Below are 23,147 nucleotides of genomic sequence, written 5' to 3'. Positions count from 1 at the left end.
ATCACGCCGCTTGATGCGCGGGGCTGGCGACGGGCGTGAGCTGCTCGCTCAGCGGTTCGTCCAGCCTCAGGCCGCGCTGATGCGCCTCCATCTGGCAGGGGTCCCAATAGGGCGTGCCGCCGAAGCGCTCGACCAGGAGGTCGATCAGCACGCGGACCTTGCCGGGCACATAGGCGCCGGGCGGGCGCACGACATAGAGCGCGCGCGTTGGCATCGGATAATCCAGCAGGATCGGCTCGACCGCGCCGGAACGGATCGCGTCCGAAGCGATGAAGGTCGGCAGGACGGTCAGTCCGAGCTCCGCCACGGCCCAGGAGAGCAGCGTGTCGCCGCTATCCGAATGCATCCGGCCGGGGGGCCTGACCGTGATCCAGCGCTTGCCGGTGCGGAACACCCAGTCCTGATCGTTGGTGCCGCTATAGAGCAGGCAGTCATGGTCGTTGAGATCGGCGGGGATGACCGGGCGCCCGCGCCGCGCGAGATAGGCGGGACTGCCGACGACCGTGGCGTGGACTGGCGCGATCTTGCGGGCGATCAGGCTTGAATCCTTGAGCGAGCCGATCCGGATCGCGGCATCGAAGCGCTCGCCGATCAGGTCGACATAGCGGTCGCTCGCCTGCACGTCGATTTCGAGCCGCGGATACATCTGCGCGAGTTCGCCGAGCAGCGGCGCGACATGCCGGTTGCCGAATGTCATCGGCATGGCCAGCCGCAAGCGCCCGGCAACGCCGCCCGCGCGCTGCGCCACCGCCTCGCGCGCCTCCTCCAGCTCGGCCAGGATGCGCTCGCTGCGCGCCTTGAACTCGAGCCCCGCCTCGGTCGCGGCGACGCCACGCGTCGTGCGGCTGAGCAGGCGCGTGCCGAGCTCCTCCTCCAGCCGGCTCACGCGCCGGCTGACGATCGACTTCGCCAGGCCCAGCGTCTGTGCCGCCCGGCCGAAACCGCCCGCCTCGACCACGGCGATGAAGCTTCGGATGTCGTCCAGCTCCGCCATCGGTGTTCCCTTAGCAGCAACAGTCTGGTTCCGATTATGGCGGTTCTAGTGCCATTCGTGAACCACTACCTTTCGGGTCATCGAAATCACTCCTGCCAGATAGGAAGTTTTCACCATGGCTACCGTCCTCGTCCTCAACAGCAGCGCTTCGGGTGCCGATTCGGTTTCCCGGCAGCTCGTCCAGGCCACCGTCGCCCGGCTGCGCGCCCAGAACCCCGGCGTGCATGTCGTCGAGCGCGACCTCGACGCCAACCCGATCCCGCATCTGAACGCGGAGACGACGGCGGCCGTCCGCGCCGGCATCAACGGAACCAAGGCGCAGCAGGACGCGCTCGCCCTCTCCAACGCCCTGGTCGAGGAACTGAAGGCGGCCGACACGATCGTGATCGGCGCGCCGATGTACAATTTCGGCATTCCTTCGACGCTGAAGAGCTGGTTCGACTATGTGCTGCGCGCCGGCATCACCTTCAGCTACAGCGAAGCCGGCCCGGAAGGCCTGCTCAAGAACAAGCGCGCCATCGTCGTCGAGAGCCGCGGCGGCCTCTACAGCAGCGGCCCGGCCCAGTCGCTGGATTCGCAGGAGCCGCATCTGCGCACGATGCTCGGCTTCTCCGGGATCACCGACGTGACCTTCATCCGCGCTGAGAAGCTGGGTTATGGCCCGGAGGCCCGCGAAGAGGCGATCCGCAACGCCAATGCCGAGCTCGCGCTCGTCGCCTGAGGTTCTTTCCAACGAAAAGCCCCGCATCGGGAGACCGATGCGGGGCTTTTTCATATCTGGCTCGGCAGTTGCTGAGATTGCTTGGCAGCTCGCTGCGGTGAGGTGAATGGCGGTGTTTTCGAGAACCGGAGCGGAGCGTACGTTGGTACGTGAGCACCGGAAGCGCAGAAAACGCCGTCAGTCGGCCGCCGCAGTAGAGGTGCGAAGCGGTCTCAGGCCGATTCGCCCACAGCCTGGAGATAGAGGTCGAGGATCGCTTCCTCTTCCTTGCGCTCGTCGAGATCGCGCTTGCGCAGCGCCACGACCTTGCGCAGCACCTTGACGTCGTAGCCGTTGCCCTTGGCCTCGGCATAGACCTCCTTGATGTCGTCGGCGATCGTCTTCTTCTCTTCCTCGAGCCGCTCGATGCGCTCGACGATGCTCTTGAGCTGGTCGCCCTGAACCGGATCGTCCATCTGATAACCTTCTCGGGTACGAAATTGGCCGGCAGCGTTCGCCCGGATGGGGGGCGCCCGTCAAGACCGAACTGGCGCAAGCCCGGCTGCCCATCAACAGTCCTGACGCCGCACGACCGGGCGCCGGCCCATCCCCGTCGCGCAATCCTCTCAAAAAGTATGACTAGATCGCCAGACGGCAGATGACGCCGCTTCGAAGCCACCCTACAACGATGACAAGGAGAGCGCCGCGAAGCGGCCAGGACCAAGGGAGCCGCGCGGCGTGCCGCAATCCACCACCGCAATCGCAGCGATGCGCGCGACCGCCCGCGCGATCTTCGACGCCGCCGTCGCCCGCGCCCATCCCGCAGGCTGCTTGCCGCAGCATCTGCCCCCACCGCCAACCAACGGGCGCCTGATCCTGCTCGCAGCCGGCAAGGCCGCCGGCAGCATGACAGCGCTCGCCGAAGCGCATTATCTGGACCAGGGCTTTCCGCGAGAAAGGCTCCTCGGCCATGCCGTGGCTCGGCACGGCTACACCGCACCCACTCGTCACATCCCGATGGTCGCGGCCGGCCACCCCGTGCCCGACCAGGGCAGCATCGACAGCGCCGAGCGGGCACTGGCGCTCGCAGCCTCTGCCACGGCGGACGATCTCGTGCTCATCCTGCTCTCGGGTGGCGGCTCGGCCAATTGGGTCGCGCCGGCCGGTGGGCTTGCGCTCGCCGAAAAGCAGGCGGTCAACAAGGCCTTGCTGCGATCCGGTGCGCCGATCGGCGAGATGAACATCGTCCGCAAGCGGCTCTCGCGGATCAAGGGCGGCCGGCTGGTGCTCGCCGCCGCCCCGGCGCGCCTGCTGACGCTCGCGATCTCCGACGTGCCCGGTGACGAGCCGACCGCCATTGCTTCCGGACCGACCGTCGCCGACCCCAGCACGACAGAGCAAGCCCGCGCTATCGTCGCCCGCTATGGGCTCAACCTGCCGCCCGCAGCCCGCAAGCTTCTCGACGATCCCGAAAACGAAACGCCGAAGCCTGGCCACCCGGCTTTCGCCAACAGCGAATTCCGCATCATCGCTCGCCCCGCCGACGCGCTGGCGGCGGCACGCGCGACAGCTGAAGCCGCCGGCTATGCCGTGCATGATCTCGGCGCCGATCTCGAAGGCGAGGCGCGCGACGTTGCAGCCGCCCATGCAGATCTTGCCCGACGCCTGAAGCAGGAGGGCAAACGCGCCGCGATCCTGTCCGGGGGCGAGCTCACGGTCACCCTGCGCGGCTCCGGGCGTGGCGGCCCCAATCAGGAATACGCGCTCGCACTCGCGATCGCGCTTCAGGCTGAGCCCGGCATCGTCGCGCTGTCCGGCGATACCGACGGCACCGATGGCGGCGGCGGCGAGGCGACCGACCCCGCGGGCGCCCTGGTCGATCCCCAGACTTTGACCCGCGCCGCCGAGATCGGCCTTGATCCCGCCCGATCCCTCGCCGACAACGATTCGACCGGCTTCTTCGAAGCGCTCGGCGATTTGCTGCAGCCGGGACCGACACTGACCAATGTCAACGATTGCCGCGTGATCCTGATCGAACCGTGAGAATGCCGGGCTTTCCTCGAACGGTCCTCCCCCTCGCCTTCTGCGCGGCCGCCTTCCTCGGAAGCGTGGCGCCAGCCAAGGCGGACTTACGCATGTGTAACACCACGTCTAGCCGCATCGGCGTGGCGATCGGCTATCGCGACGCGCAGGGCTGGATCACCGAGGGCTGGTGGAACATCAGCCCGCGCGGCTGCGAGACATTGCTGCGCGGCACGCTGGCGGCGCGGTTCTACTACGTTCACGCCGTCGATTACGACAAGGGCGGCGAATGGACCGGCAAATCGGTCATGTGCGTGCGCAACAAGGAATTCACGATCCGGGGCATCGAGGACTGTCTGGCGCGCGGCTATGACCGCGCCGGCTTCTTCGAAGTCGATACCGGCGAGCAGAAGAGCTGGACGATCCAGCTGACCGATACCAGCGGCGGCGCGGCTCCGCGGCCCTGACCGGCTTACGCCGGGCGAAAGTCTCGGCATAAGGTAGACGACCGACGCAGGGTCAGCCGGCCCTGCGGACAAGAAACGGAAGCGAGGCCCCGGCAACGGGCATACCTCGCTCCAGAACGAACGAAAGGGCGCGGCCGGAGCCATGTGGGCTCGCCGGTCGCAGGGGAAGAACAATGAAGCGCGAACGCCGGATCAAGATCATCGCCACCCTGGGCCCCGCCTCCGCGACCGAGGAGATGTGCGCAAAACTGTTCGCCGCCGGCGTCGACGTCTTCCGCATCAACATGAGCCATACCCAGCGTGAGACGCTGGCCGAGAAGGTCGCGATGCTGCGCGGGCTGGAGGGCAGGTTCCGCCGCCCCGTCGGCATCCTCGCCGACCTGCAGGGCCCGAAGCTGCGCGTCGGCCAGTTCGGCGGCGACGGTGGTGTGATGCTGGAAAAGGGCGCGCGATTTACGCTCGATTCCGATCCCGCCCCCGGCGATGCCAAGCGCGTCCACCTCCCCCACCCCGAAATCCTGAGCGCGCTCGAGCCCGGGCACCACCTTATCCTCGATGACGGCAAGCTGCGCCTCGTCGTCGAGAAGGCTTCGGCCGAGGAAGCTGTGACCAAGGTTCTGGTCGGCGGGCGCCTGTCCTCGCGCAAGGGCGTGAGCCTGCCCGACACCACGATCGCCGTCTCCGCCATGACCGACAAGGACCGCGCCGATGCCGAGGTCGCAGCCGAGGTCGGCGTCGACTGGATCGCGCTCTCCTTCGTGCAGCGGCCCGAAGACATGGCGGATTTGCGCAAGATCGTGCGCGGCAGAGCCCTCGCGCTCGCCAAGATCGAGAAGCCGCAGGCGGTGGCGCGCATGGAAGAGATCATCGACGCTTCCGACGCGATCATGGTCGCGCGCGGCGATCTCGGCGTCGAGATGCCGCTGGAGCAGGTGCCGGGCACGCAGAAGCGCCTGACCCGCATGGCCCGCCTCAAAGGCAAGCCGGTCGTCGTCGCCACCCAGATGCTGGAGAGCATGATCACGAGCCCGGTGCCCACCCGCGCCGAGGTCTCCGACGTCGCCACGGCCGTCTTCGAGGGCGCCGATGCCGTGATGCTCTCGGCCGAGAGCGCTGCCGGCCAGTACCCGGTCGAGGCAGTGTCGATGATGAACCGTATCGCCGAGGAGGTCGAAGGCGACGCGGTCTACCGCTCGATCCTCGACTCGCAGCGCAATGAGCCGGAAGCGACCGGCGCCGACGCGATCGCCAAGGCCTCCCACGAGATCGCCGAGACGCTGAACCTCAAGGCGATCTGCGCCTGGACCTCGTCCGGCTCGACCGCCTTCCGCATCGCCCGCGAGCGCCCGAACTCGACGGTGATCGCGCTGACCCCGAACCGCGCCACGGCGCGGCGCCTGACGCTGGTCTGGGGCGTGCACGCCATCGTCACCAAGGATGCCAGCGACGCCGACGACATGGCCTTCCGCGCCTGCAAGTTCGCGGTGCGCGAGCATTACGCCAAGCTTGGCGACCGCATCATCGTGGTCGCGGGCGTGCCCTTCGGAACGCCGGGCGCCACCAACATGGTGCGCATCGCCTTCGTCGCTCAGGAGCATGTCGAGAAGGCGTGAACCGGGACATCATTCTCGGGCAAAGCGCAGCGCGGACCCGAGAATCGCTTTCAAGTGAGGCCTCGTCGAGAAACGTCGTCTCCGGCATGAGATGCTCGGGTCAAGCCCGAGCATGACGGCCGAGATTGCCGGTGCTCACGCGTCGCGGCCGTCAACATCCGTCTTCAGCGAATCGACGGCTTTCTTCACCGCGTCGAACTGCGGATAGATCTCCAGCGCCTTGCGGAAGGCCTTCATCGCGGCCTTGTCGTCGCCCTGCTGGCGCAGGATCATGCCGAGCCCCATCATCGCGCCGTAATGGCGCGGCTCGCGCTTCAGCGTCTCGCCGATATCGAGCATGGAGCGGATCGAATCGCCCATGAGATAAAGCGCGTTGGCGCGCTGGTTCCAGGCCTCGGCCCAGTCCGGCTGCAGGCTGATGACGCGGTCGAGCAATTCGATCGCCAGCTCGTTCTGCTTGTCCTTCAGGGCCTGCTGGGCACGCGTCATCAGCAGATCTGCCGTATCGGAGCCCGAACGAGCCCAACGCCGCTGGATCAGGCGCGCGACGCCCTCTGCCTCTTCTTGCGTGGTCGCGTCGTGCAAGCGCTGGAACAGTCGCTCCAGCGTCGCCGCGGGGCTGCGCTGCGGCACATTGGGCGTGACCGGATTATCCGCCTTGTCGTCGGGCGCGGCAGTGCCGGGCCGCGGCGACGGCGCGGGTTGCGCGAGAGCTGCACCGACGGCCAGCGGACCAGCCGAAGCCAGCAGCAGCGCAATGGCGGCGGGCGCGATGCGAGAACGGATCATGCCGATGACTTTAGCCGCCACCGCCGCCCGGTCAAATCACAGCCGGGCGAGCGCGCAACGCAAAGAGCGGGCACGCCATCGGCGTCCCGCTCTTCAAAATCCCAACCGAGGCATGCGCGCGGCGAAAGCCGCGCGACGTCTCAGCCCTGACGCGCCTTGAAGCGCTTCTGGACCTTGTTGATGATGTAGACGCGGCCCTTGCGGCGCACGAGCTGGTTGTCGCGATGACGCGCGCGCAGCGACTTCAGCGAATTACGGATCTTCATCGTCTCAACTCCATCGGCCCGCCCTTGCGAGATGGGCCGGTCAAAAACCTTCAGTCTGCGACGCGAACCTCAACGGCCCTCACCGCCCATGCAATGGTGCGACTGATGCGATGCCGGCTGTATACGGATTTTTCCGTGGATCGCAAGTGCGATCGCGCCTTGGCTCGCAGGAAATCCGCTTTCGCTCCACGGGAACCTGAACCACAGAATGGCGTTTGGACACTCGCCCACACGGAGATATCCCATGCGCTTGCCCCTTCTCGTCTCGACCCTCGCCGTCACGCTGATGCTCGGCGCCTGCGGCAACACCGTCGAACAGCGCATCGGTGGCGCGGCTGTCGGCGCCGGCACCGGCGCCGTGGTCGCGGGTCCCGTCGGTGCCGTCGTGGGCGGAGCAGCCGGCGCCGTCACCGGCCCCTCGGTCGTGCGCGCGACCCGTCGCGCGACGCGCTGAGCCGAACAGCTTTTCAACCGCAGACGGGGCGATAAAGACTCCGCCTGCGGCCGCGTTCGCCCGGCCCGCCAGCGAGCGAGTCTCGTGGCCCTGCCAGCATAGTGCTTGGAAACCAACGGCGCAGACGCCTCGCCGCGCCCGCCCCGGACCCGATCACAACAATTCGATGACTTCCTGATTTTGAGGGTTGCCAAGACGAAATGGACCGGCTATCTCCCCCGTCATCAGGCCGGACGCAACGCGTCATGACGCTCTGAGACGCGCCCGTAGCTCAGCTGGATAGAGCATCAGACTACGAATCTGAGGGTCAGAGGTTCGAATCCTTTCGGGCGCGCCATTTTTTCCTATCATTCCAGATAGAAGCGTGAACGCCCGTAGCAGGCAGCTGCTGGAGCGTTCTGAAATCGTATCTCCTTCGTCGCAAATTCTCCGCGCAGGCTGAAAAGCCTGTCTGCATCGACCTGAGCCGCTGCGGCCTTTCGGGGGCCGTCGGGCCGAGGCAGGACACCATCCGGCTCTGGCCGGATGGCATGGCGGTACGTCGCACCGGTCGGCGCTGAAGCCTGCCGCCAGCCACCCCTGCCCGCTTACCGGCGCGTCGGAGCGCGGCTGACGACTTCCCGACACTCAGAAGCTGACGGCGAGCCTTGCCGTTCCGCCGAGGCTGCGGGTGCTGGCGGAGAGCTCGCTGTCGAGGCGCAGGCCGAGCGAGACGCGCGCAGAGAGCTTCGCGTCGAGGCCGGCCGCGAGCAGGGCCGCGTTCCGGTCAGGACGGGCGCCCGAGGCGTTGAAGCTCGCCCCCGGCAATGCGATCAGGCCGGCTGTCAGGCTGGCGTCACGCTCGAAATAATGCACCCAGGATACCCGCATGAAGCCGGTCACCGGCACGGCGCCAAGGCTCGCCTGTCCATCGAGCTGCACGCCGAGCTCGGAGCGGCTGGTCCGGTCGTTGCGGCCGGCAACGCTGAGGGCACCGGTATTGCCGCCGGGCCCAGCCCGCTCCACGAAAGCGGAGCTGCGCACCTGCGCCGCCTGCAGCGCCGCCAGCGGTGAGAGAGAAAACCCGTTCCAGCTCAGGAGCTGCGCGCTCGCCTGCAGCCGCCCGCTCCAGACCGTGCTGGCATAGGAAGCGGTGAGCGCATTGCCGAGCACCGGCACGGCGCGCTGCACATCGTTGTCGAGCCTGGCATAGCCGATCGCGGCGCCGAGGCTGAGCGGGCCGATCCGGGTCCGGCCATAGAGACCGGCCTGGAAGACGTCGCTCTCGACCTTGCCGAGCCCGCCGGACAGCGAGGCGCGTGCCCGTCCCCCCGCCACCGCGACACCCGCGACCGTGCCGGGCGCCAGCAGGATATCCGCGCCGACAGCCAGATGCGCACCGTCTTGCGTCCGGTTGGCCGAGCCGACGCTGCGATCGCCCTCATATCGCCCGCGCGAGCCGAAGCTCGCCCCCCACAGCGAGAACCGCGCCGGATCGAAGGAGGACGGCCCGGTGGCACTCCGCTTCGTGGGCAGATCGGCGGTGAAGCCCGCCACTCCGCCAGGTCCTCCCGAGGCGCCCGCAAGGCGGCCGCTGCCATTGGGATCGAGCATGGAGCCGAGAAACTGGTCCGCAACCTGGAAGCCGAGCGCCGACGCGCCGCTATGGACCTCTCCCGAGAGCTGGTTGACGGCAGCGGGGATAGCGTTCGCCGGCTGGTTATAGAGGTTGAACAGCGGCGAGGCATCGGCTCCGCCCGCCACCGCGCCGTCGATCGCGGAGGCGACCGCATGGGCATTGGCCGGATGGCGAACGCCGAGGATCGGCGTCAGCGGCCGCGACACCAGCGTCAGCAGCACCGTATTGCCGGTATAGTCGACGCTTGCGACGACGCCGGCGCCGAAGGAGCCGGTGGTATCGACCGGGCTGAAAGTCCCAGAGACGCCACCCGCGGCCGAGAGCAGCGTGTAGGGGCTGTTGAAGCTGTAGGCGCCGCCGAGCGGCACCAGTCGCAGCGTGCCGGCAAGCGATGCCGTCCCCGTGACGGTGATCCGGTCCGCTACGGCGCCCTGGACTTCCGCGCGATAGACCGAACCCGCGCCCATCAGCAGATTCCCGTTGACCGTCAGCGTGCCCGGCGAATTGCCCGGCGAGATCGTACCGCGCACGATTGTTCCGGGCAGCGTCCCCGAACCGCCGATAGTCGCCCCCGCCTCGACCGTCAGCCCCGACGACGTGGCGATCGAGCCGTTCACGATCAGCGAGCCGGCATCGACGAGGGTCGTGCCGCCATAGCTGCTGGTGCCGGTAAGCGTCAGCGTGCCGGCACCGAACTTGGTCAGATTGCCTGAGCCGGAGATCGCGCCGGCGAAGCTGATGTTGTCGCTGCGGTTGAAGGCGAGTGTGCCATTGTTGAGCACGTTTCCGGCGATTGCACCGGCCGTCCCGCCATTGCCGATCTGCAGGGTTCCAGCGGAGATCGTCGTGCCGCCGCTATAGCTGTTGGTGCCAGTCAGGGTCAGCGTCCCGGCGCCGCTCTTCGTGACCTGTCCCGCGCCGCTGATGGCATTGTCTACCGTGACATTGATCGGCTGAATGAAGGTCAGGCTGCCACCGGCGACGACGATGCCGCCGATCAGGCCGGAGGTCGCGTTGCCGAAGCTCAGGCTGTTGCTGCTGCCGGTGATGTGGATCGCCGCCGCGCGCGTCAGCCCGTCGCCGGACAGGCCGCCGGCGATCGTGCCGGTATTGGTGATCGAGAGATTCGAGCCACTGATGCCCACACCACCAGCGCCATAGACGCCGCGGACGGAAGCAGAAGCGCCGAAGCCCGCCGCGCCCCCTTCTCCGCCTTGGATTGTGCCACTGTTGTCAATCGAGAGCGTGGCCCCTGATATCCCGGCGCCGCCAGAGCCGCCATCGCTGGCCGCGGAAGCAGAGCCAGAGGAGCCACCGTCCCCGCCTTTCCCGCCGGTTATGTTGCCGCCATTGATGACTGACGAGGTTGCAGCGGCGATCCCGGCGCCGCCGGCACCGCCGCTACCTCTGGCGTAAATCGGATGCACACTCCCGGTCGAGCCGCCGTTACCGCCCACGCCGCCGGTGATCACGTTGGTATTGGTGATCGTTAGATCTGCGCCAGAGATGCCGATACCACCGCTACCACCACCTCCGCCTGCATTTGGAATCGGGCCAACGGAATGGCCGCCGTCACCACCACGGCCGCCGAGGATACTGCCGGCATTGATGATTGATAGATTCGTTGCACCTAGACCTGCGCCGCCGATGGCACCGATTCCGCCGTCATTGCCGCTTGTACCTCCATCACCGCCGCGCCCCCCTCGAAGCACGCCTGTTGCATCGATGGCCAGCAGGGCCGGCAAGCTGCCGTCCGCGTAGAATAGACCAAATCCGCCGGAACCGCCGCCACCTGAGGAAAACGCTGAGTCGTCGATTCCGCCTCCGGCACCGCCCGCTCCGCCAGTGATGCTCGCCGAGACCGTCCCGCTGGAGCCCGCTCCGGTCACAACCGCACCGTAACCACCCGCGCCGCCGCCGCCCCCCCAGAACACGCCCACCGTGCCGTTGCCACCCGCTGTTCCGGTCGCCATGCCAGCAGGAAGTGCAGCCCCGGAATAGCCATGGACGCCGCCATCGCCGCCGCGGCCACCATTGTACCCGTCGGCAGAAATGCCGCCGGCACCACCGGCGCCACCCACAGTTGCGCCTGCACCGCCGCCACCGCCGCCGCCGCCGCCTTCAAAAGAGCCTGGGCCGTCGCCGCCGTTGCTGCCGCCTCCGCCGGTGCCAGTCGGCTGATCTGCGCCCCCTGCGCCGCCAGCGCCCCCGAAATTTCCGGACTCGCCAGCGCCACCGTCGGCACGTGCCGGATGAGGCGGGACGATCAGTAGCGCAAACGTGCAGGCGGCCACGGGCGCCACGAGACAGGTCGTTCGCAACAAGCCGGCTGTGGTGGAGGGGCGGCCAAATAGCGGACGGACAGGCATGCGGGATCGCCCTCGCGGAGAATCTGTTAGTCACGCCAGAATCTCAGGAGCGGCGGGGGCTTTCCATGTCGCAGCGTCTCACGTCATGGTAGCAGCGTCTCCGAATCCCCTGCGTCGCCCGCATTGGTGAGTCGTCCGTTAGCGATGATCGAGCTCTCGACCGATATGGTTCCGGCCGGCGACAGCCTCGACTACTGGGGCGGCTCCGTGTTCCGCCGCATCGCGATCGCCGCCACCGAGCCGCGGCGCCCGTTCCGCGCCAGCCTGCGCCGGATGGCGTCGCTGCGCGGCGAGGTCTGGGATCACCGCTCCGAAGCCATCACGGTCGAGCGCGACGCCGGCCGCTGCGCCCGTGACGGCGGCGACGAGATCTATCTCGGCCTGCTTGCCGACGGCCCCTCGCAATTCGAGCAGAACGGGCGGGCGCATGCCGTCGCGGCCGGCGACCTCTATGTCATCGATTTCGCCCGGCCGGTGAAAGCCGCCTGGTCGGCGCATCGCGAAATAGCCGTCGTGCTGCCCCGCGCCGCGCTGGCGGAATGCCTCGGCCATCCGGTCGGCGAGATCGGCGGGCAGGTGCTGCCGCGCGGCGGCATGACGACACTGCTGACCTCGCATCTCCTCAGCCTGACCGCAGAAGCGGCGCGCCTGATGCCGCAGGAGCGCGACACAGGCCTTGCGGTTGCCTGCGAACTCGCCTGCGCCGCATTGCGTCCGCTCGCCCTGCCGGTGTCGCCGCCGCGTGGCGAGGCGTTGCTGGCGGCAGCGCGCCGTCTCATCGCCCGGGATTGCACCGATCCCAACCTGTCACCCGAGCGGCTGGCGATGGCGCTCGGCTGCTCGCGGGCACAGCTCTATCGCGCCTTTGCCGAACAGCAGGATTCGGTGGCGACCGCGATCTGGAACGCCCGGCTCGATTGCGCCAGGGCGCTGCTCACGGAACCGCGACGCTCATGGTCCGCCAGCGAGGTGGCGATGCGCTGCGGCTTCCTCGACGCGTCGAATTTCAGCCGGATGTTCAAACGCCGCTTCGGTGCGTCGCCCGGGCAGATGCGCGACGGCTGACGCAGGCGCAGCGGCGTCTCCACCGATCGTTGAGCGGAGCATCTCAGCCGAGGCCGATGACCCAATCGCGATCCGCCCGGCGCTTCTCGGCTTGCAGGCGCAGTCCGAACGCCGCTTCGAAGGCAGGCGCATCGAGCAGCCTCGATGGCGGCTCGTCGGCGACGACACGTCCCCCGTCGAGCAAGACGAGCCGGTCGCAGAAGCGCAGGGCGAGGTCGATATCGTGCATCACGACGATCGCCAGTGCCGAACGGGCATAGCTTTGCAAGCGCTCCAGCAACGCGAGCCGGTGCCGCATGTCGAGGCTGGCGCCGGGCTCGTCGGCGAGCACGAGAGGCGGCCTCGTCGCCAGGGTGGCGGCCAGCATCGTCCGGGCCCGCTCTCCGCCCGAGAGCTGGCTCCAGCGCCGTTGGGCCAACGCTTCGACGCCATGCGCCCGAAGCGTCTCGTCGACGGCGGGCGCCCCGAGCGGATTGCGGTCCCGCCCGAGCCCTACGATCTCCGCGACCGAATAATCCCATGCCGGCTCGAATTGCTGCGGACAATAGCCGCAGACCGAGCCGCGCTCCGTTGCCGCCCATGCTGCGATGGACCGGCCATTCCACAGCACTTCGCCCCGATTCGGGCGCCGATAGCCGGCCAGGCAACGCAGCAGGGTCGACTTGCCAGCCCCGTTGGGTCCGAGAATGCCGACGAGCGCGGGCGCCTCGAAAGCGACGCTCACGCCATCGAGCAATGCGGTATCACCAGCGTGAACCCGAAGGTCGCGACACGTGACTTGCATCATGCCTGCAGTCTCCGCGCCAGCAGCAGCAGGAAGAACGGGCCGCCGATCAGGGCGGTGACCAATCCGAGCGGGATTTCCGCAGGCGGCAGCACGGACCGCGCGATCCCGTCGCAGACGGCGACCAGCGCGGCGCCGATGAGCGCGCACGCCGGCATCAGGGCGCGATGCCGCGGCCCGATCCACCAGCGCGCGAGATGCGGCGCGATCAGGCCGACGAAGGCGACGAGCCCGCCGAAGGCCACGGCCGCCGCCACGATCGCGGCACCGACCAGAACGGCACGCCGTGCGAAACGGACGGGATCGAGCCCGAAGGCGAAGGCCTGCTCGTCGCCGAGCCCGAGAAGATCGAGGCCATGCGCGAGCCAGAGCGCCGCCGCCAACCCGGCCGCCACGAGCGCGCTCAGCAGCAGCAGACCCGTCAGGTCGGGGGTCTGGATGCCGCCCAGCGTCCAGCTGAGCACGACCTGCAGGTTCACCGTGTCGTCCGACAGCGCCAGCATGAGGAAGGAGCGCAGCGCGCCGAGGATCGCCGCGAGAGCGACCCCGGCGAGCAGCAGTCCGGCCGTATCTGGCCGGCCATGAAGCCCGGAGACGGCCAGCACCACCCAGGTCGCGCCCCAGGCGCCGGCGAAGGAAAGCGCCGCCAAAGCCGGGCCACCCGGAAGCCCGAGCGGAACGAGCAGGGCGATCGTCGCGCCGATCGCCGCGCCGCCAGACGCCCCGAGCAGATAAGGCTCGGCCAAAGGATTGCGGAACACACCCTGGAAGATCGCGCCGCCGAGCCCGAGCAGCGCACCGACCAGCGCGGCCGCGACAACACGCGGCAGCCGCCAGACCAGCAACAGGCGACTTTCCATGTCAGGCGCGCCCGAGAGGGCCAGCAAAAGCCTCCGGGGCGAGGCCCAATCATGCCCCGCCATCACGGCGAAGAGCAGGACGGCCATCAGTATCCCGGCCATGGCGAGAAAACGCGCCTTCATCGACCGGCCCTCCGCAGCAAGGCTGCAAGCTTCTCGATGCCGTCGACGGTGCGCGGCCCCGGGATGAGGAACTCGGCGCGGGCGACCGTATAGGCGCGCCCATCCCGCACAGCGCGTGAAAGGTGCCAGCCGGGCTGGGCCACAAGCGCGTCGAGATCAGCCTTCGTCCCCGCGAAAAGGAGCACATCGGGATCGGCCGCCACGATCGCCTCGGGCGAGACATGGGCGACGATGCTGCGCTCCAGCGCATGGCGGCCGCCCGCCTTCACGATGGCATCGCCCGTATAGGTATCGGCGCGCGCGATCAAAACGAGCCCATTGCCGAGCCTGCCCGTGATCATCGCGACGCGAGGGCGCGAAACGGGGGCAGTTTTCTCGATGCCAGCGAGGCGCGCTTCGAGCGCGGCCGCCACGGCCTCGCCGCGCTCGGGCACTCCGGCGGCCCGGCCGACGAGGCGCAGATTGTCCATCACCTCCGCGACACTGCGGGCGAGTAGCACCACGACCGGCACGCCGAGCCGCGTCATCGGGTCGATCAGCTGATGCATCGCCTGCCTTGCCGGCGTGACGATCAGCAGGTCCGGGCGTTGCGCGACGATGGCATCGACGGAAAAGCCGAGCCGGCCGCCGACCTGCGGCTTCTGCGTCAGCTCGGGGGGAAAGCGCGTATAGCTCTCGACGCCGAAGATGCGATCGGTGAGGCCCAGCGCCGCCACGAGCTCCGCGTTGGAAGCGAAGATCGGCACGATGCGCTGCGGCGGCTGCGCGATCTCGACCGCCCGGCCGACCGCGTCGGTCAGCCGGAGAGGCTCGGCGACGGCAGGAGCCGCGGCGCCGATGAGGCCCGCGAGGGTGAGGGCGACGCGCCGCACTCAGAACCGCGCCTGCAATCCGGCCTGGAACTCGAGGCCCGGCATGGACGTGCCGTAGCCGCCATTGGCGAAGCGGGAATCGAGCTTGTAGGGCCGCTTGTCGATGCCGATGAAGATCGGGTGCTCGTTCTTGTTGAAGAGGTTGTTGACCAGGGCGAAGAGCTTCACGCCCTTGCTCACCTCCACCTCGCCGCGCAGGTTCCAGACCCAGAACGGGTTCTTGCGGTGGATCCAGTCGCGGTTGGGCTCGGCGAAGGGGATGAGCAGGTTTTCCTCGGTGTTGTACCACATCGGTCCATAGAGCACGCCCGAGACCTGCACCGACCACGGATAGCGCACGCCGCTCTGGCCGAAGCGCGTGCCGATCGCCGCCTGATACTGGTACATGCGCTCCGGCTTGCGGCTGTTGGCCGTCGCCGCCGCGCCCTTGTCCTCCATGTCGAAATTCCAGGAGCCGTTGCCGAACACCGACCAGCGCCAGGCGGTGTTGTCGTATCCGGCCAGCTTGAGGAGGTCGGCATCGAGCTGCAATTCGACGCCGCGCACGACGACGTCTCCGGCATTGTTCGCATAGTCGGAGGTATTGGCGACATTGGTCCGGGCGCGGGTGACGATGCGGTCGGAAATGACGTTCTGGAAGATCGCGAAATCCGCGCGCCAGCCGTCGCCGGCATAGGCTGCGCCGGCCTCGACCTGCTCGCTTGTCTCCGGCTTGAGCGAGGGATTGCCGAAGATGCGCCCGCCGCCGAGCGTGTTGAAATCGGCGGCGAGCTCCGTCGCCGTCGGGGCGCGGAAGCCGGTCGCATAGCCGACGCGGAAGGTCAGCCGGTCGGTCGCCTTGAAGGTCGCGCCGGTGGAATATGTCGTCGCCTGATAGTCGACCTCGCGCGGGCGCTGGCCGGCGAGGTTCGGCGTGTATTCGAAGCTGGTCGTGCCGAAGGTCCGGCGCACGCCGGCGCGCAGGGTGACGCGATCGTCGAAGAGCTTCTGGGAATCCTCGACATAGAGCGCGTTGACCGTCTCGGACTGGTTGTTGTCCTGCGGCGAGACGGGGGTTAGCGGATTGCCGGGAACGCCGATGCGGTCGCGGATCGAGCGCAATGTGCTGCGCTCCCAGTCCCAGCCGGCGAGCAGGTCGTTGCCGGCCCAGAGCGTCATGCTCGGCTGGAAGCGGGTTCCGACGATGTTCAATTCGCGGCGGTTGTAATCGGCTGACGTGCCGGCTGCCGGCAGGCCGGTGCCGCCCCGGATGACCGGCGAAGCCCAGCGGAAATTGTCGACGTCCTGCACGGCATAGCCTTGCAGCATCCAGCGATACTGTCCGCCGGGGAGTTGGCCGCGATAGGTGATGTCGACGGAGTTGTTGTAGCGGTCTTCCTGGCTGACCGTGTTGGCGCCGGAACCACGGAAGCCGACATCGTAGATGCCGTCGGTCCGCAGCGTCGTCTCGATGCGGTGGTCGGGATTAATCTGCAAGCCCAGCGCGCCAGCGATGCCGAGGCGCTTCCAGCCGGTATTGGCCATGGTCGTGCCGCCGCGGCCGGACCGGTAGTCGTCGCGCGTGCCGCCCGAGATCCCGGCGTAATAGTCGATGCTGTCATAGAGACCGCCGGTCTGGGCCTTGCCCTGCAGCAGCCCCCAGGAGCCTCCTGCCCCTTCGATCATCGTGCCCGGAGCGGTGCGGCCGGTCTTGAGGATGATATTGATGACGCCGCCGATATTCTGGCTGCCATAGACGACCGAGGACGGTCCGCGGATGATCTCGATGCGCTCGACATCGGCGGCGGAGAGCTTGGACAGGTTGGCCGTGCCGGCGCGACGGCCGTTCATCAGCACCAGCACCTGGCTGCGGAAATCCTTGCCCTGACCGTCGCTGGCGCCGCCGCGGATGTTGATCGAGGTCTGCCCGGGCGTCCATTGGCTGAAGAAACCGACGGCGTTCTCCGCGAGCAGGTCGGTGATCGATTGCGCGCGGGCCCGCTCGATCTGCGCGGCATCGATGACCTGGACCGTTCCGGGAATGCTGCTGCGCGGCTCGGGGCGGCCCGTCGCCGTGACGACGAGCTCGTCGAGCTTGATTTCGGTCTGGGCGAAGGCGGGCACGGTCCCGATCGCCGTCAGGCAGGTCGCGGCAAGCAGGCAGGCTTTGCGGGAATTCAGGCGGATCATGACAGGTTCCAGACGAGGATGGCCGAGCGGCGATGGCAGGAGAGGCGAAAGCCGCCCGGCACGGGCACGGCCTGCTTGTGGAGATGGTCGAAAAGCTGCGGCCGGCGCGGATCGTTGGGCGACCAGCTCAACCGATCGGCCTGGAAGGCGGCGAAGGCCGGCAGGTCCGGCAGCACCAGTGAGAAGGTCCAGTCGACCGCATCCACGCGATCGGGCAGGTCGTTGCCGAGCTGCGCCAGCACCAGATCGATGCCGGGTGTCTCGTCCTCGCGGTGCCATTCGCGCGGCAGGCAAGCCGAAAGGATCAGCCCCTTGGGTGCCTTCTGTGCGGCGACGATCCAGACGATCTGACGGGTAGCCCACTGCCGGCAGCGTGCCAGGAAGCCGGGGGCATCCGTGAAATAGCCCGGCATGGTGGCGGCCAGGACGGTAGCGGCGGCTTCGCAATCGACCGCAACGTCGTCCCAGCCATGCGGGATGATGACCGGCGGCTGCGGCAGGGCGGCGAGCCGGGCCTGCATCGTCGGAGACGGTTCGATGGCCGTCCAGCGCGCGCCGGGCCGGCGCAGCGCCGCGCCCAGCTGCCCTCCCCCGGCACCGATGTCGATCAGATCGTCGATCCCGGGCGCGAGCTGGCGGATGAGCGGCGCGACACGCGCGACATAATCGGAAGAGTCGATAGCACTGGCGTAAAGCGCAAGCGGATCCAGGGGCGCCGCAGAGGACGCAGGCACAGAAGCGGAGACAGAGTTCATACCTGCCTCTTATCGCAACGTTATAACATTGCAATAACTCATACCTGGCGCAGGCGCTCCGGGCGTAGTCCACGCCCGACCGCTCGCGTGGCCGCCTCTCGACCCCGTCAATTCTATCATGGTCGTCCAGCCCCTCGCTGTCGCGGCCGGGGCAAAGGGAGGAAGCGCGGCAGACCGGCGGCGGGCGCCCGGTGCACTGCGATTCCGCCGGACACCCCGCCCGCGCGACATCATCACTGCGTCGGGGCAGGTCTCCTGGCTTGCGGGTCGTTGCTTTCAGGCTGTCTTCCCGGCGCGGACGCCAGTGACTTCAGGTAGCCGAAAACTCACCGCTCACAGTTGCGGGGGCAGCTCCGGGTTCCGTGCAAGCGCACGTCACCGGATTCCCTCTTAGCTTCGGATCGCTCCGAAGACCTCGACACGGATTAACGTAGATGGCGAGATTGTGGCGTCAAGCTACCGATGGCGCGGCAGGCGCGAAGGCTGTGGACGGCAGCGACGAGGACCATCATCGCACAACGCGCTACCTGAAACCCCTCGTCAGCTTACGTCGTTCGCAGCGAGCACCTTGGGCTCGATCGCGATGATCTCGCAATCCGCCTCGGTGCCATCCTGCCAGGACTGGACGAGGAAACGCGCATCGGAGCCGATGGCCATGATCGGATGATGCCAGAGCCCGCGGCGATAGATCACGCCCTGCGAAGCGGAGAACGAGAAGGCGGCGAGTGTCGAGAGATCGGGCCGGCCATCCGCGCCGTCCCGGGCGACGATGACGATATGGCCGGCGCCATCGAGCGGGACGATCCATTGGATCGAATTCACATGCCGCTCCAGCATGGCGATCGCGAGGCCCCGCTGCTGCTGCTTGGCCGAGAAGATCGACGTCACAAGTCTGGTGCCGGCCCGGACCTCGGCAGCCGGATGAGCATGGATATCGTGCCGGCGCGCGGTGCCGTTATTCGCGGTGCGGCCACTTTCCCCGGCTTCCACGATCTAGCCGAAAGGCTCGAAAGCGGCCTGCGTGACCGGCTGGATGCGAAGCGGGGTAAGGGGCTGAAGCTCGGTCCTGCCGTCATCCTGCATGTTGCGTTCTTTCTTCTCGCTTATCGCGCCAGCGCTGCGGCGAAGACCGACGCGATCGCGTCCAGCCTGCGCGCGTAATCCGCGGCACTGGGTGGCGTGCCGAGCTTCGCTCCCGCGGCGGCAAAGAGCAGGCTGGCGGTCCAGTCGTCGGCGCTGGCCGGCAGGCGCGATAGATTGATCTCGCCGCCTTGCTCGGCCTGCATCAGCAACGCGCGGGCAAAGGTCGAGAAGATCCGCTCGAAGGCCTGCAATTCACGCGTCGCGATCGTGTTCATCACGGCCTTCAGTTCGACGAGATGCTCGCCGGTGCCGAAGCTGGCATAGGCCAGCCCGTGATGCGCCTGAAGCAGCGCCGCGAGCCGCTCCGGAAACGGCCCCTGCCTTGCCACGACCTCACGGCAACGTGCTTCGACCCGTCGCCCGAGCAGGTCCAGCATGGCCCGGAAGACATCGTCCTTGCCCTTGAAGTGCAGGTAGAGCGTCGCCTTGGCGAGCCCCGCCTCCTTGGCGATGTCGTCCATCGAGCTGCGCTTGTAGCCGTAGCGGGCGAACAGACGCAGCGCCGCATCGGCGATCTGGTCGGTGCGGGCATTGGCATCCTCCGCAGGGAGAACGTTGGAACCTTCGTTTCCGTCCGGCATTGCAGCTTCTGCAGTCTTGACAAAATCCAAACTGCGCGCGACCATCCTAACTAGACTCAAAACGTCTAATTAGTCCAGTCGCGCGACCCAGGGCTACGGATCCATCGCCCGTTATCTGATATGTCAGATCGGGCCATCGAGGGCGAGCCCTCGATCCGCACCATGGTGCCGCGCTGCGTCATGCCAGCATCGGAGGCAACCATGGTCTCTCTCAAGGTCAACGGTACCGCGCATACCGTCGATGTCGATGACGACACGCCCCTGCTCTGGGCGATCCGCGACAATATCGGCCTCACCGGCACCAAGTTCGGCTGCGGCGTCGCCCAATGCGGCGCCTGCACCGTCTTCATCGACGGCCAGCCCCTGCGCGCCTGCGTGACACCCGTCTCGGCGGTCGGCACCAGCGAGATCACCACGATCGAAGGCCTCGCCGGCAAGGAGGCGGATGCCGTCCAGGCCGCCTGGATCGCCCGCGACGTGCCGCAATGCGGCTATTGCCAGTCCGGCCAGGTGATGAGCGCCATCGCTCTCCTGAAAGAGAACAAGAAGCCGAGCGACCGCGACATCGATCTCGCGATGAACGGCAATATCTGCCGCTGCGCCACTTATGTCCGCATCCGCGCCGCGATCCATGACGCGGCCCGCGCGCTGGAGATCTGAGCCATGACCGCGCATGATCCCAAGCTCTCCCGCCGCAGCCTGCTCGCAGGCGCCGGCGCGCTCGTCATCGGCTTCCATCTCCCCCGGAATGCAAAGGCGCAGTCCGGCGCCGGCGCGGCCTACCGCCCCGGCGGCAACGCCACCTTCGCGCCCAACGCCTTCATCCGGGTCGCGCCGGACTCCACCGTGACGGTGCTGATCAAGCATATCGAGTTCGGCCAGGGTCCGTTCACCGGGCTCGCGACGCTCGCGGCCGAGGAGATGGACGCCGCCTGGAGCCAGATGCGCGCCGAGCACGCTCCGGCCGACGTCAAGCTCTATGCCAATCTCGCCTTCGGCGTGCAGGGTACCGGCGGCTCGACCGCCATCGCCAATAGCTGGGAGCAGATGCGCAAGGCCGGCGCCGCCGCCCGCATGATGCTGGTGCAGGCTGCGGCCGAAAGCTGGAAGGTCCCAGCCTCCGAGATCAAGGTCGAGGAGGGCGTCATCAGCCACGCTTCCGGCCGCAAGGGCTCCTTCGGCGAATTCGCGCAAGCCGCCGCGAAACTGACGGTGCCGGAGAACCCGCCATTGAAGCCGGCCTCGGCCTACAGGCTGATCGGCAAGGAAGGTGCGGTGAAGCGCCTCGACAGCGCCGACAAGACGCGCGGCAAAGCCCAGTTCACCATCGATATCCACGCCCCGAACATGCTGACGGTGGTCGTGGCCCGCTCGCCGCGTTTCGGTGGCAAGGTCGCGAGCTTCGACGCGGCCGCGGCGCTCAAGGTCAAGGGCGTCGTCGATGTGAAGTCGATCGGCTATGGCGTCGCTGTTTATGCCAACGGCATGTGGCCGGCGCTCAAGGGGCGCGAGGCGCTGAAGGTGACCTGGGACGACAGCGCCGCCGAGAAGCGCGGTAGCCCCGAGCTCATCGCCGAGTACCGCAAGCTCACCCGCCAGCCCGGCACTGTCGCCGGCAGCCATGGCGATGCCGAGGCCGCGCTGGCCAAGGCCGAGCGCGTGATCGAGGCGGAGTTTGTCTTCCCCTATCTGGCGCATGCGCCGATGGAGCCGCTCGACGGCTACCTGGAATGGGATGGCGAGAGGGCTCATGCCCGCTTCGGCAGCCAGTTCCAGACCACAGAGCACCAGACCATCGCCGCCATCCTCGGCCTGCCGCCGGAGAAGGTGACGCTGGAGACGATGCTCGCCGGCGGCAGCTTCGGCCGGCGCGCGCAGGTCAGCCAGCATCTCGCCGCCGAGCTCGCCACCGTCGCCAAGACGATCGGCCCGAACCGCCCGGTCAAGGTGGTCTGGACCCGCGAGGACGATCTGACCGGCGGCTATTACCGCCCGCTCTTCGTGCATCGCTTCCGGGGCGCGGTGAAGGACGGCAGGATCGCGGCATGGTCGAGCACGCTCGTCGGCCAGTCCTTCTTCCTCGGCACGCCCTTCGAGGCAATGGTGGTGAAGAACGGCATCGACGCGACCTCGGTCGAGGGCGCCAACGAGATCTTCTACGAAGTGCCGGATTTCCGCTGCGAGGTGCACAACCCCAAGGTCGGCGTGCCAACGCTTTGGTGGCGCTCCGTCGGCCACACCCATACCGGCTATGCCGTCGAATGCTTCGTCGACGAATTGCTGCAGGCGGCGGGGCAGGACGCGGTACAGGGTCGGCTCGCGCTCATGGGTGACAAGCACCCACGCGCTGCCGGCGTGCTCAAGGCCGTCGCGGAACTCGCGAACTGGAAGGGCCCGGGGCCGGTCGATGGCCGGGCGCGGGGCGTCGCCGTGGTCGAAAGCTTCGGCTCGTTCGTCGCGCAGATCGCCGAGGTCTCGATGGGGCCGGAGGGCGAGCCCAAGGTGCACAAGGTCTGGTGCGCGGTGGATTGCGGCGTCGCCGTCAATCCCGACATCATCCGCGCGCAGGTCGAGGGCGGCATCGGCTTCGGCCTCGGCCACGCGCTCTACGGCCAAATCACGCTCGATGGCGGCCGGCCGGTCCAGACCAATTTCCACGAATACCGCTCGCTGCGCATCCACGAGATGCCCGCGGTCGAGGTGACCATCATCTCCTCGACGGAGAAGCCGAGCGGCATCGGCGAACCCGGCGTGCCGCCGATCGGGCCTGCCGTGGCCAATGCGCTCGCCGCGCTCGGCCATGGCCGGCCACGTCAATTGCCGATGCAGGGAGGCACCGTCTGATGAGCCGCAACCTGATCCTTGCCGCAGGCGCGGCACTCGCCGTCTGCCTTGGCGGCAGTGCATTGACGCTGGCGCAGAATGCCGGGCAGGCCCAGCCCGGCGGCGCGAGCCTGCGCCCGGCATCGAGCTTCTCCGGCATTGCCAACCAGCGCGACCGCTCGGTCGCTCTGTTCAACGAGATGGGCAAGGTGCTGACCCATCCGCGCTGCATGAACTGCCACCCGGCAACGGAGCGCCCGCGCCAGGGTGACCTGCGCAAGCTGCACGAGCCTGTCGTCGTCCGCGGCAAGGACGGGCATGGCGCGGCCGGCCTGCCTTGCGCAGCCTGTCACGGCAAGCAGAACTTCGACCCCGCAGGCGTTCCCGGCGACGGTCACTGGGCGCTGGCCCCGGCCTCGATGGCCTGGGAAGGCAAGACACTCGCCCAGATCTGCGAGCAGTTGAAGGACCAGAACCGCAATGGCAGCCGCGACCTCGCCGCGCTGGTCAAGCATGTCACGACGGACACGCTGGTGCTCTGGGGCTGGAACCCCGGCAAGGGGCGCCAGCCGGCGCCGGGCACGGCAGCCGAGTTCGGCGCGCTGATGCAGGCCTGGGCCGACACCGGCGCAGCCTGCCCGGCCTCGTAGCAGACAGACGGGAATCCGGCCTGAACTCGG

At 68.0% G+C, this 23,147-nt stretch carries 23 protein-coding genes, 1 tRNA gene and 1 riboswitch; of the genes, 12 read left to right on the top strand and 12 right to left on the bottom strand.

The window, feature by feature from the left end; all coding sequences use genetic code 11:
- Nucleotide 1: 1 nt before the first annotated feature.
- A complete protein-coding gene (locus AC07NY_RS01955) occupies nt 2-994 on the bottom strand; it encodes a LysR family transcriptional regulator (RefSeq protein ID WP_494581398.1) in 993 nt (330 codons plus the stop codon).
- 115 nt (nt 995-1,109) lie between these two features.
- On the opposite strand from AC07NY_RS01955, the gene AC07NY_RS01950 reads away from it, so the two are divergent.
- The gene (locus tag AC07NY_RS01950; RefSeq protein WP_336810802.1) at nt 1,110-1,715 is read left to right on the top strand and encodes an FMN-dependent NADH-azoreductase; all 606 of its coding nucleotides are present in this window, start codon (nt 1,110-1,112) and stop codon (nt 1,713-1,715) included.
- A 212-nt stretch (nt 1,716-1,927) separates the two neighbouring features.
- Here AC07NY_RS01950 and AC07NY_RS01945 read toward each other — a convergent pair whose 3' ends face one another.
- Nucleotides 1,928-2,170 (bottom strand): GapR family DNA-binding domain-containing protein, encoded by a 243-nt coding sequence (locus AC07NY_RS01945; protein ID WP_112580168.1) that lies wholly within the window; start codon nt 2,168-2,170, stop codon nt 1,928-1,930.
- A 292-nt stretch (nt 2,171-2,462) separates the two neighbouring features.
- On the opposite strand from AC07NY_RS01945, the gene AC07NY_RS01940 reads away from it, so the two are divergent.
- The 3 genes from AC07NY_RS01940 to pyk all read left to right on the top strand — a co-directional run bounded on the left by AC07NY_RS01940 (nt 2,463) and on the right by pyk (nt 5,796).
- Nucleotides 2,463-3,737, top strand: a complete 1,275-nt coding sequence (locus AC07NY_RS01940) for a glycerate kinase type-2 family protein (RefSeq protein ID WP_494583651.1) — start codon at nt 2,463-2,465, stop codon at nt 3,735-3,737.
- A gap of 2 nt (nt 3,738-3,739) precedes the next feature.
- Nucleotides 3,740-4,183, top strand: coding sequence for a DUF1036 domain-containing protein (locus AC07NY_RS01935; protein WP_494581396.1), 444 nt, complete (start codon nt 3,740-3,742; stop codon nt 4,181-4,183).
- A 173-nt stretch (nt 4,184-4,356) separates the two neighbouring features.
- Nucleotides 4,357-5,796, top strand: coding sequence for a pyruvate kinase (gene pyk / locus AC07NY_RS01930; RefSeq protein WP_494581394.1), 1,440 nt, complete (start codon nt 4,357-4,359; stop codon nt 5,794-5,796).
- Between the two features lie 135 nt (nt 5,797-5,931).
- On the opposite strand, the gene AC07NY_RS01925 is transcribed toward pyk, so the two are convergent.
- On the bottom strand, nt 5,932-6,585 hold the full coding sequence (locus AC07NY_RS01925; protein ID WP_494581392.1) for a tetratricopeptide repeat protein: 654 nt from the start codon (nt 6,583-6,585) through the stop codon (nt 5,932-5,934).
- A gap of 140 nt (nt 6,586-6,725) precedes the next feature.
- Nucleotides 6,726-6,851 carry a type B 50S ribosomal protein L36 gene (gene ykgO, locus AC07NY_RS01920; protein WP_038363015.1) on the bottom strand — a complete coding sequence of 42 codons (126 nt, stop codon included), beginning with the start codon at nt 6,849-6,851 and terminating at the stop codon, nt 6,726-6,728.
- Between the two features lie 244 nt (nt 6,852-7,095).
- Between ykgO and AC07NY_RS01915 the strand changes: the two genes are divergently transcribed.
- Nucleotides 7,096-7,305, top strand: coding sequence for a hypothetical protein (locus AC07NY_RS01915; RefSeq protein WP_377841946.1), 210 nt, complete (start codon nt 7,096-7,098; stop codon nt 7,303-7,305).
- A gap of 260 nt (nt 7,306-7,565) precedes the next feature.
- Nucleotides 7,566-7,642: transfer RNA gene (locus AC07NY_RS01910), tRNA-Arg, on the top strand.
- A 290-nt stretch (nt 7,643-7,932) separates the two neighbouring features.
- On the opposite strand, the gene AC07NY_RS01905 is transcribed toward AC07NY_RS01910, so the two are convergent.
- Nucleotides 7,933-10,068, bottom strand: coding sequence for an autotransporter outer membrane beta-barrel domain-containing protein (locus tag AC07NY_RS01905; RefSeq protein WP_494581388.1), 2,136 nt, complete (start codon nt 10,066-10,068; stop codon nt 7,933-7,935).
- An 858-nt stretch (nt 10,069-10,926) separates the two neighbouring features.
- Here AC07NY_RS01905 and AC07NY_RS01900 point away from each other — a divergent pair.
- Both AC07NY_RS01900 and AC07NY_RS01895 read left to right on the top strand, forming a co-directional pair.
- The gene (locus AC07NY_RS01900) at nt 10,927-11,196 is read left to right on the top strand and encodes a hypothetical protein (RefSeq protein ID WP_494581387.1); all 270 of its coding nucleotides are present in this window, start codon (nt 10,927-10,929) and stop codon (nt 11,194-11,196) included.
- A gap of 240 nt (nt 11,197-11,436) precedes the next feature.
- Nucleotides 11,437-12,357 carry a helix-turn-helix domain-containing protein gene (locus tag AC07NY_RS01895; protein WP_494581385.1) on the top strand — a complete coding sequence of 307 codons (921 nt, stop codon included), beginning with the start codon at nt 11,437-11,439 and terminating at the stop codon, nt 12,355-12,357.
- Between the two features lie 43 nt (nt 12,358-12,400).
- On the opposite strand, the gene AC07NY_RS01890 is transcribed toward AC07NY_RS01895, so the two are convergent.
- The 6 genes from AC07NY_RS01890 to AC07NY_RS01865 form a co-directional block, all read right to left on the bottom strand.
- Nucleotides 12,401-13,144, bottom strand: a complete 744-nt coding sequence (locus AC07NY_RS01890; protein ID WP_494581384.1) for an ABC transporter ATP-binding protein — start codon at nt 13,142-13,144, stop codon at nt 12,401-12,403.
- Nucleotides 13,141-14,124, bottom strand: coding sequence for an iron ABC transporter permease (locus tag AC07NY_RS01885; protein ID WP_494581382.1), 984 nt, complete (start codon nt 14,122-14,124; stop codon nt 13,141-13,143). The genes AC07NY_RS01890 and AC07NY_RS01885 overlap by 4 nt, the downstream gene beginning before the upstream one ends.
- Nucleotides 14,121-14,996: an ABC transporter substrate-binding protein gene (locus AC07NY_RS01880; protein ID WP_494581381.1), complete on the bottom strand. Its 876-nt coding sequence runs from the start codon at nt 14,994-14,996 to the stop codon at nt 14,121-14,123. Before AC07NY_RS01880 ends, AC07NY_RS01885 begins: the two co-directional genes overlap by 4 nt.
- On the bottom strand, nt 14,997-17,165 hold the full coding sequence (locus tag AC07NY_RS01875; RefSeq protein ID WP_494581379.1) for a TonB-dependent receptor: 2,169 nt from the start codon (nt 17,163-17,165) through the stop codon (nt 14,997-14,999).
- Nucleotides 17,162-17,920: a hypothetical protein gene (locus tag AC07NY_RS01870; RefSeq protein WP_494581377.1), complete on the bottom strand. Its 759-nt coding sequence runs from the start codon at nt 17,918-17,920 to the stop codon at nt 17,162-17,164. Before AC07NY_RS01870 ends, AC07NY_RS01875 begins: the two co-directional genes overlap by 4 nt.
- Before the next feature lie 228 nt (nt 17,921-18,148).
- A riboswitch (cobalamin riboswitch) is annotated at nt 18,149-18,353 on the bottom strand.
- Between the two features lie 107 nt (nt 18,354-18,460).
- Nucleotides 18,461-18,853: an ureidoglycolate lyase gene (locus tag AC07NY_RS01865; protein ID WP_494583649.1), complete on the bottom strand. Its 393-nt coding sequence runs from the start codon at nt 18,851-18,853 to the stop codon at nt 18,461-18,463.
- Between AC07NY_RS01865 and AC07NY_RS01860 the strand changes: the two genes are divergently transcribed.
- Nucleotides 18,743-19,081 carry a hypothetical protein gene (locus AC07NY_RS01860; RefSeq protein WP_494583721.1) on the top strand — a complete coding sequence of 113 codons (339 nt, stop codon included), beginning with the start codon at nt 18,743-18,745 and terminating at the stop codon, nt 19,079-19,081. The two genes, AC07NY_RS01865 and AC07NY_RS01860, sit on opposite strands and share 111 nt — an antisense overlap.
- On the opposite strand, the gene AC07NY_RS01855 is transcribed toward AC07NY_RS01860, so the two are convergent.
- Nucleotides 19,024-19,644: a TetR/AcrR family transcriptional regulator gene (locus AC07NY_RS01855; protein WP_494581375.1), complete on the bottom strand. Its 621-nt coding sequence runs from the start codon at nt 19,642-19,644 to the stop codon at nt 19,024-19,026. The genes AC07NY_RS01860 and AC07NY_RS01855 overlap by 58 nt on opposite strands.
- Before the next feature lie 201 nt (nt 19,645-19,845).
- Between AC07NY_RS01855 and AC07NY_RS01850 the strand changes: the two genes are divergently transcribed.
- Genes AC07NY_RS01850 through AC07NY_RS01840 form a run of 3 tightly spaced genes read left to right on the top strand, consistent with a single transcriptional unit; the run spans nt 19,846 to nt 23,117 of the window.
- On the top strand, nt 19,846-20,304 hold the full coding sequence (locus AC07NY_RS01850; RefSeq protein WP_494581374.1) for a (2Fe-2S)-binding protein: 459 nt from the start codon (nt 19,846-19,848) through the stop codon (nt 20,302-20,304).
- Nucleotides 20,305-20,307: 3 nt separating this feature from the next.
- Complete coding sequence (locus AC07NY_RS01845; protein ID WP_494581372.1) at nt 20,308-22,488, top strand: xanthine dehydrogenase family protein molybdopterin-binding subunit; 2,181 nt, start codon at nt 20,308-20,310, stop codon at nt 22,486-22,488.
- Nucleotides 22,488-23,117, top strand: a complete 630-nt coding sequence (locus tag AC07NY_RS01840; protein WP_494581371.1) for an Isoquinoline 1-oxidoreductase subunit — start codon at nt 22,488-22,490, stop codon at nt 23,115-23,117. The genes AC07NY_RS01845 and AC07NY_RS01840 overlap by 1 nt, the downstream gene beginning before the upstream one ends.
- Nucleotides 23,118-23,147 lie beyond the last annotated feature (30 nt).

The sequence above is a fragment of the Allobosea sp. GW821-FHT09G06 genome (assembly GCF_059416005.1).
Note: the sequence above shows the minus strand (reverse complement) of the source record. Positions and strands in the feature narration are given on the sequence as shown.

What these genes read in the sequence shown, in the direction of transcription:
- AC07NY_RS01900 (WP_494581387.1), top strand. Translation starts at nt 10,927, where the DNA reads ATGGACGCCGCCATCGCCGCCGCGGCCACCATTGTACCCGTCGGCAGA.
- AC07NY_RS01850 (WP_494581374.1), top strand. Translation starts at nt 19,846, where the DNA reads ATGGTCTCTCTCAAGGTCAACGGTACCGCGCATACCGTCGATGTCGAT.
- AC07NY_RS01945 (WP_112580168.1), bottom strand. Translation starts at nt 2,170, where the DNA reads ATGGACGATCCGGTTCAGGGCGACCAGCTCAAGAGCATCGTCGAGCGC.
- AC07NY_RS01870 (WP_494581377.1), bottom strand. Translation starts at nt 17,920, where the DNA reads ATGAACTCTGTCTCCGCTTCTGTGCCTGCGTCCTCTGCGGCGCCCCTG.
- AC07NY_RS01950 (WP_336810802.1), top strand. Translation starts at nt 1,110, where the DNA reads ATGGCTACCGTCCTCGTCCTCAACAGCAGCGCTTCGGGTGCCGATTCG.
- AC07NY_RS01955 (WP_494581398.1), bottom strand. Translation starts at nt 994, where the DNA reads ATGGCGGAGCTGGACGACATCCGAAGCTTCATCGCCGTGGTCGAGGCG.
- AC07NY_RS01940 (WP_494583651.1), top strand. Translation starts at nt 2,463, where the DNA reads ATGCGCGCGACCGCCCGCGCGATCTTCGACGCCGCCGTCGCCCGCGCC.
- AC07NY_RS01890 (WP_494581384.1), bottom strand. Translation starts at nt 13,144, where the DNA reads ATGATGCAAGTCACGTGTCGCGACCTTCGGGTTCACGCTGGTGATACC.
- AC07NY_RS01925 (WP_494581392.1), bottom strand. Translation starts at nt 6,585, where the DNA reads ATGATCCGTTCTCGCATCGCGCCCGCCGCCATTGCGCTGCTGCTGGCT.
- ykgO (WP_038363015.1), bottom strand. Translation starts at nt 6,851, where the DNA reads ATGAAGATCCGTAATTCGCTGAAGTCGCTGCGCGCGCGTCATCGCGAC.
- AC07NY_RS01915 (WP_377841946.1), top strand. Translation starts at nt 7,096, where the DNA reads ATGCGCTTGCCCCTTCTCGTCTCGACCCTCGCCGTCACGCTGATGCTC.
- AC07NY_RS01840 (WP_494581371.1), top strand. Translation starts at nt 22,488, where the DNA reads ATGAGCCGCAACCTGATCCTTGCCGCAGGCGCGGCACTCGCCGTCTGC.
- AC07NY_RS01875 (WP_494581379.1), bottom strand. Translation starts at nt 17,165, where the DNA reads ATGATCCGCCTGAATTCCCGCAAAGCCTGCCTGCTTGCCGCGACCTGC.
- AC07NY_RS01860 (WP_494583721.1), top strand. Translation starts at nt 18,743, where the DNA reads ATGCCGCTCCAGCATGGCGATCGCGAGGCCCCGCTGCTGCTGCTTGGC.
- AC07NY_RS01845 (WP_494581372.1), top strand. Translation starts at nt 20,308, where the DNA reads ATGACCGCGCATGATCCCAAGCTCTCCCGCCGCAGCCTGCTCGCAGGC.
- pyk (WP_494581394.1), top strand. Translation starts at nt 4,357, where the DNA reads ATGAAGCGCGAACGCCGGATCAAGATCATCGCCACCCTGGGCCCCGCC.
- AC07NY_RS01895 (WP_494581385.1), top strand. Translation starts at nt 11,437, where the DNA reads ATGATCGAGCTCTCGACCGATATGGTTCCGGCCGGCGACAGCCTCGAC.
- AC07NY_RS01885 (WP_494581382.1), bottom strand. Translation starts at nt 14,124, where the DNA reads ATGAAGGCGCGTTTTCTCGCCATGGCCGGGATACTGATGGCCGTCCTG.
- AC07NY_RS01935 (WP_494581396.1), top strand. Translation starts at nt 3,740, where the DNA reads ATGCCGGGCTTTCCTCGAACGGTCCTCCCCCTCGCCTTCTGCGCGGCC.
- AC07NY_RS01855 (WP_494581375.1), bottom strand. Translation starts at nt 19,644, where the DNA reads ATGCCGGACGGAAACGAAGGTTCCAACGTTCTCCCTGCGGAGGATGCC.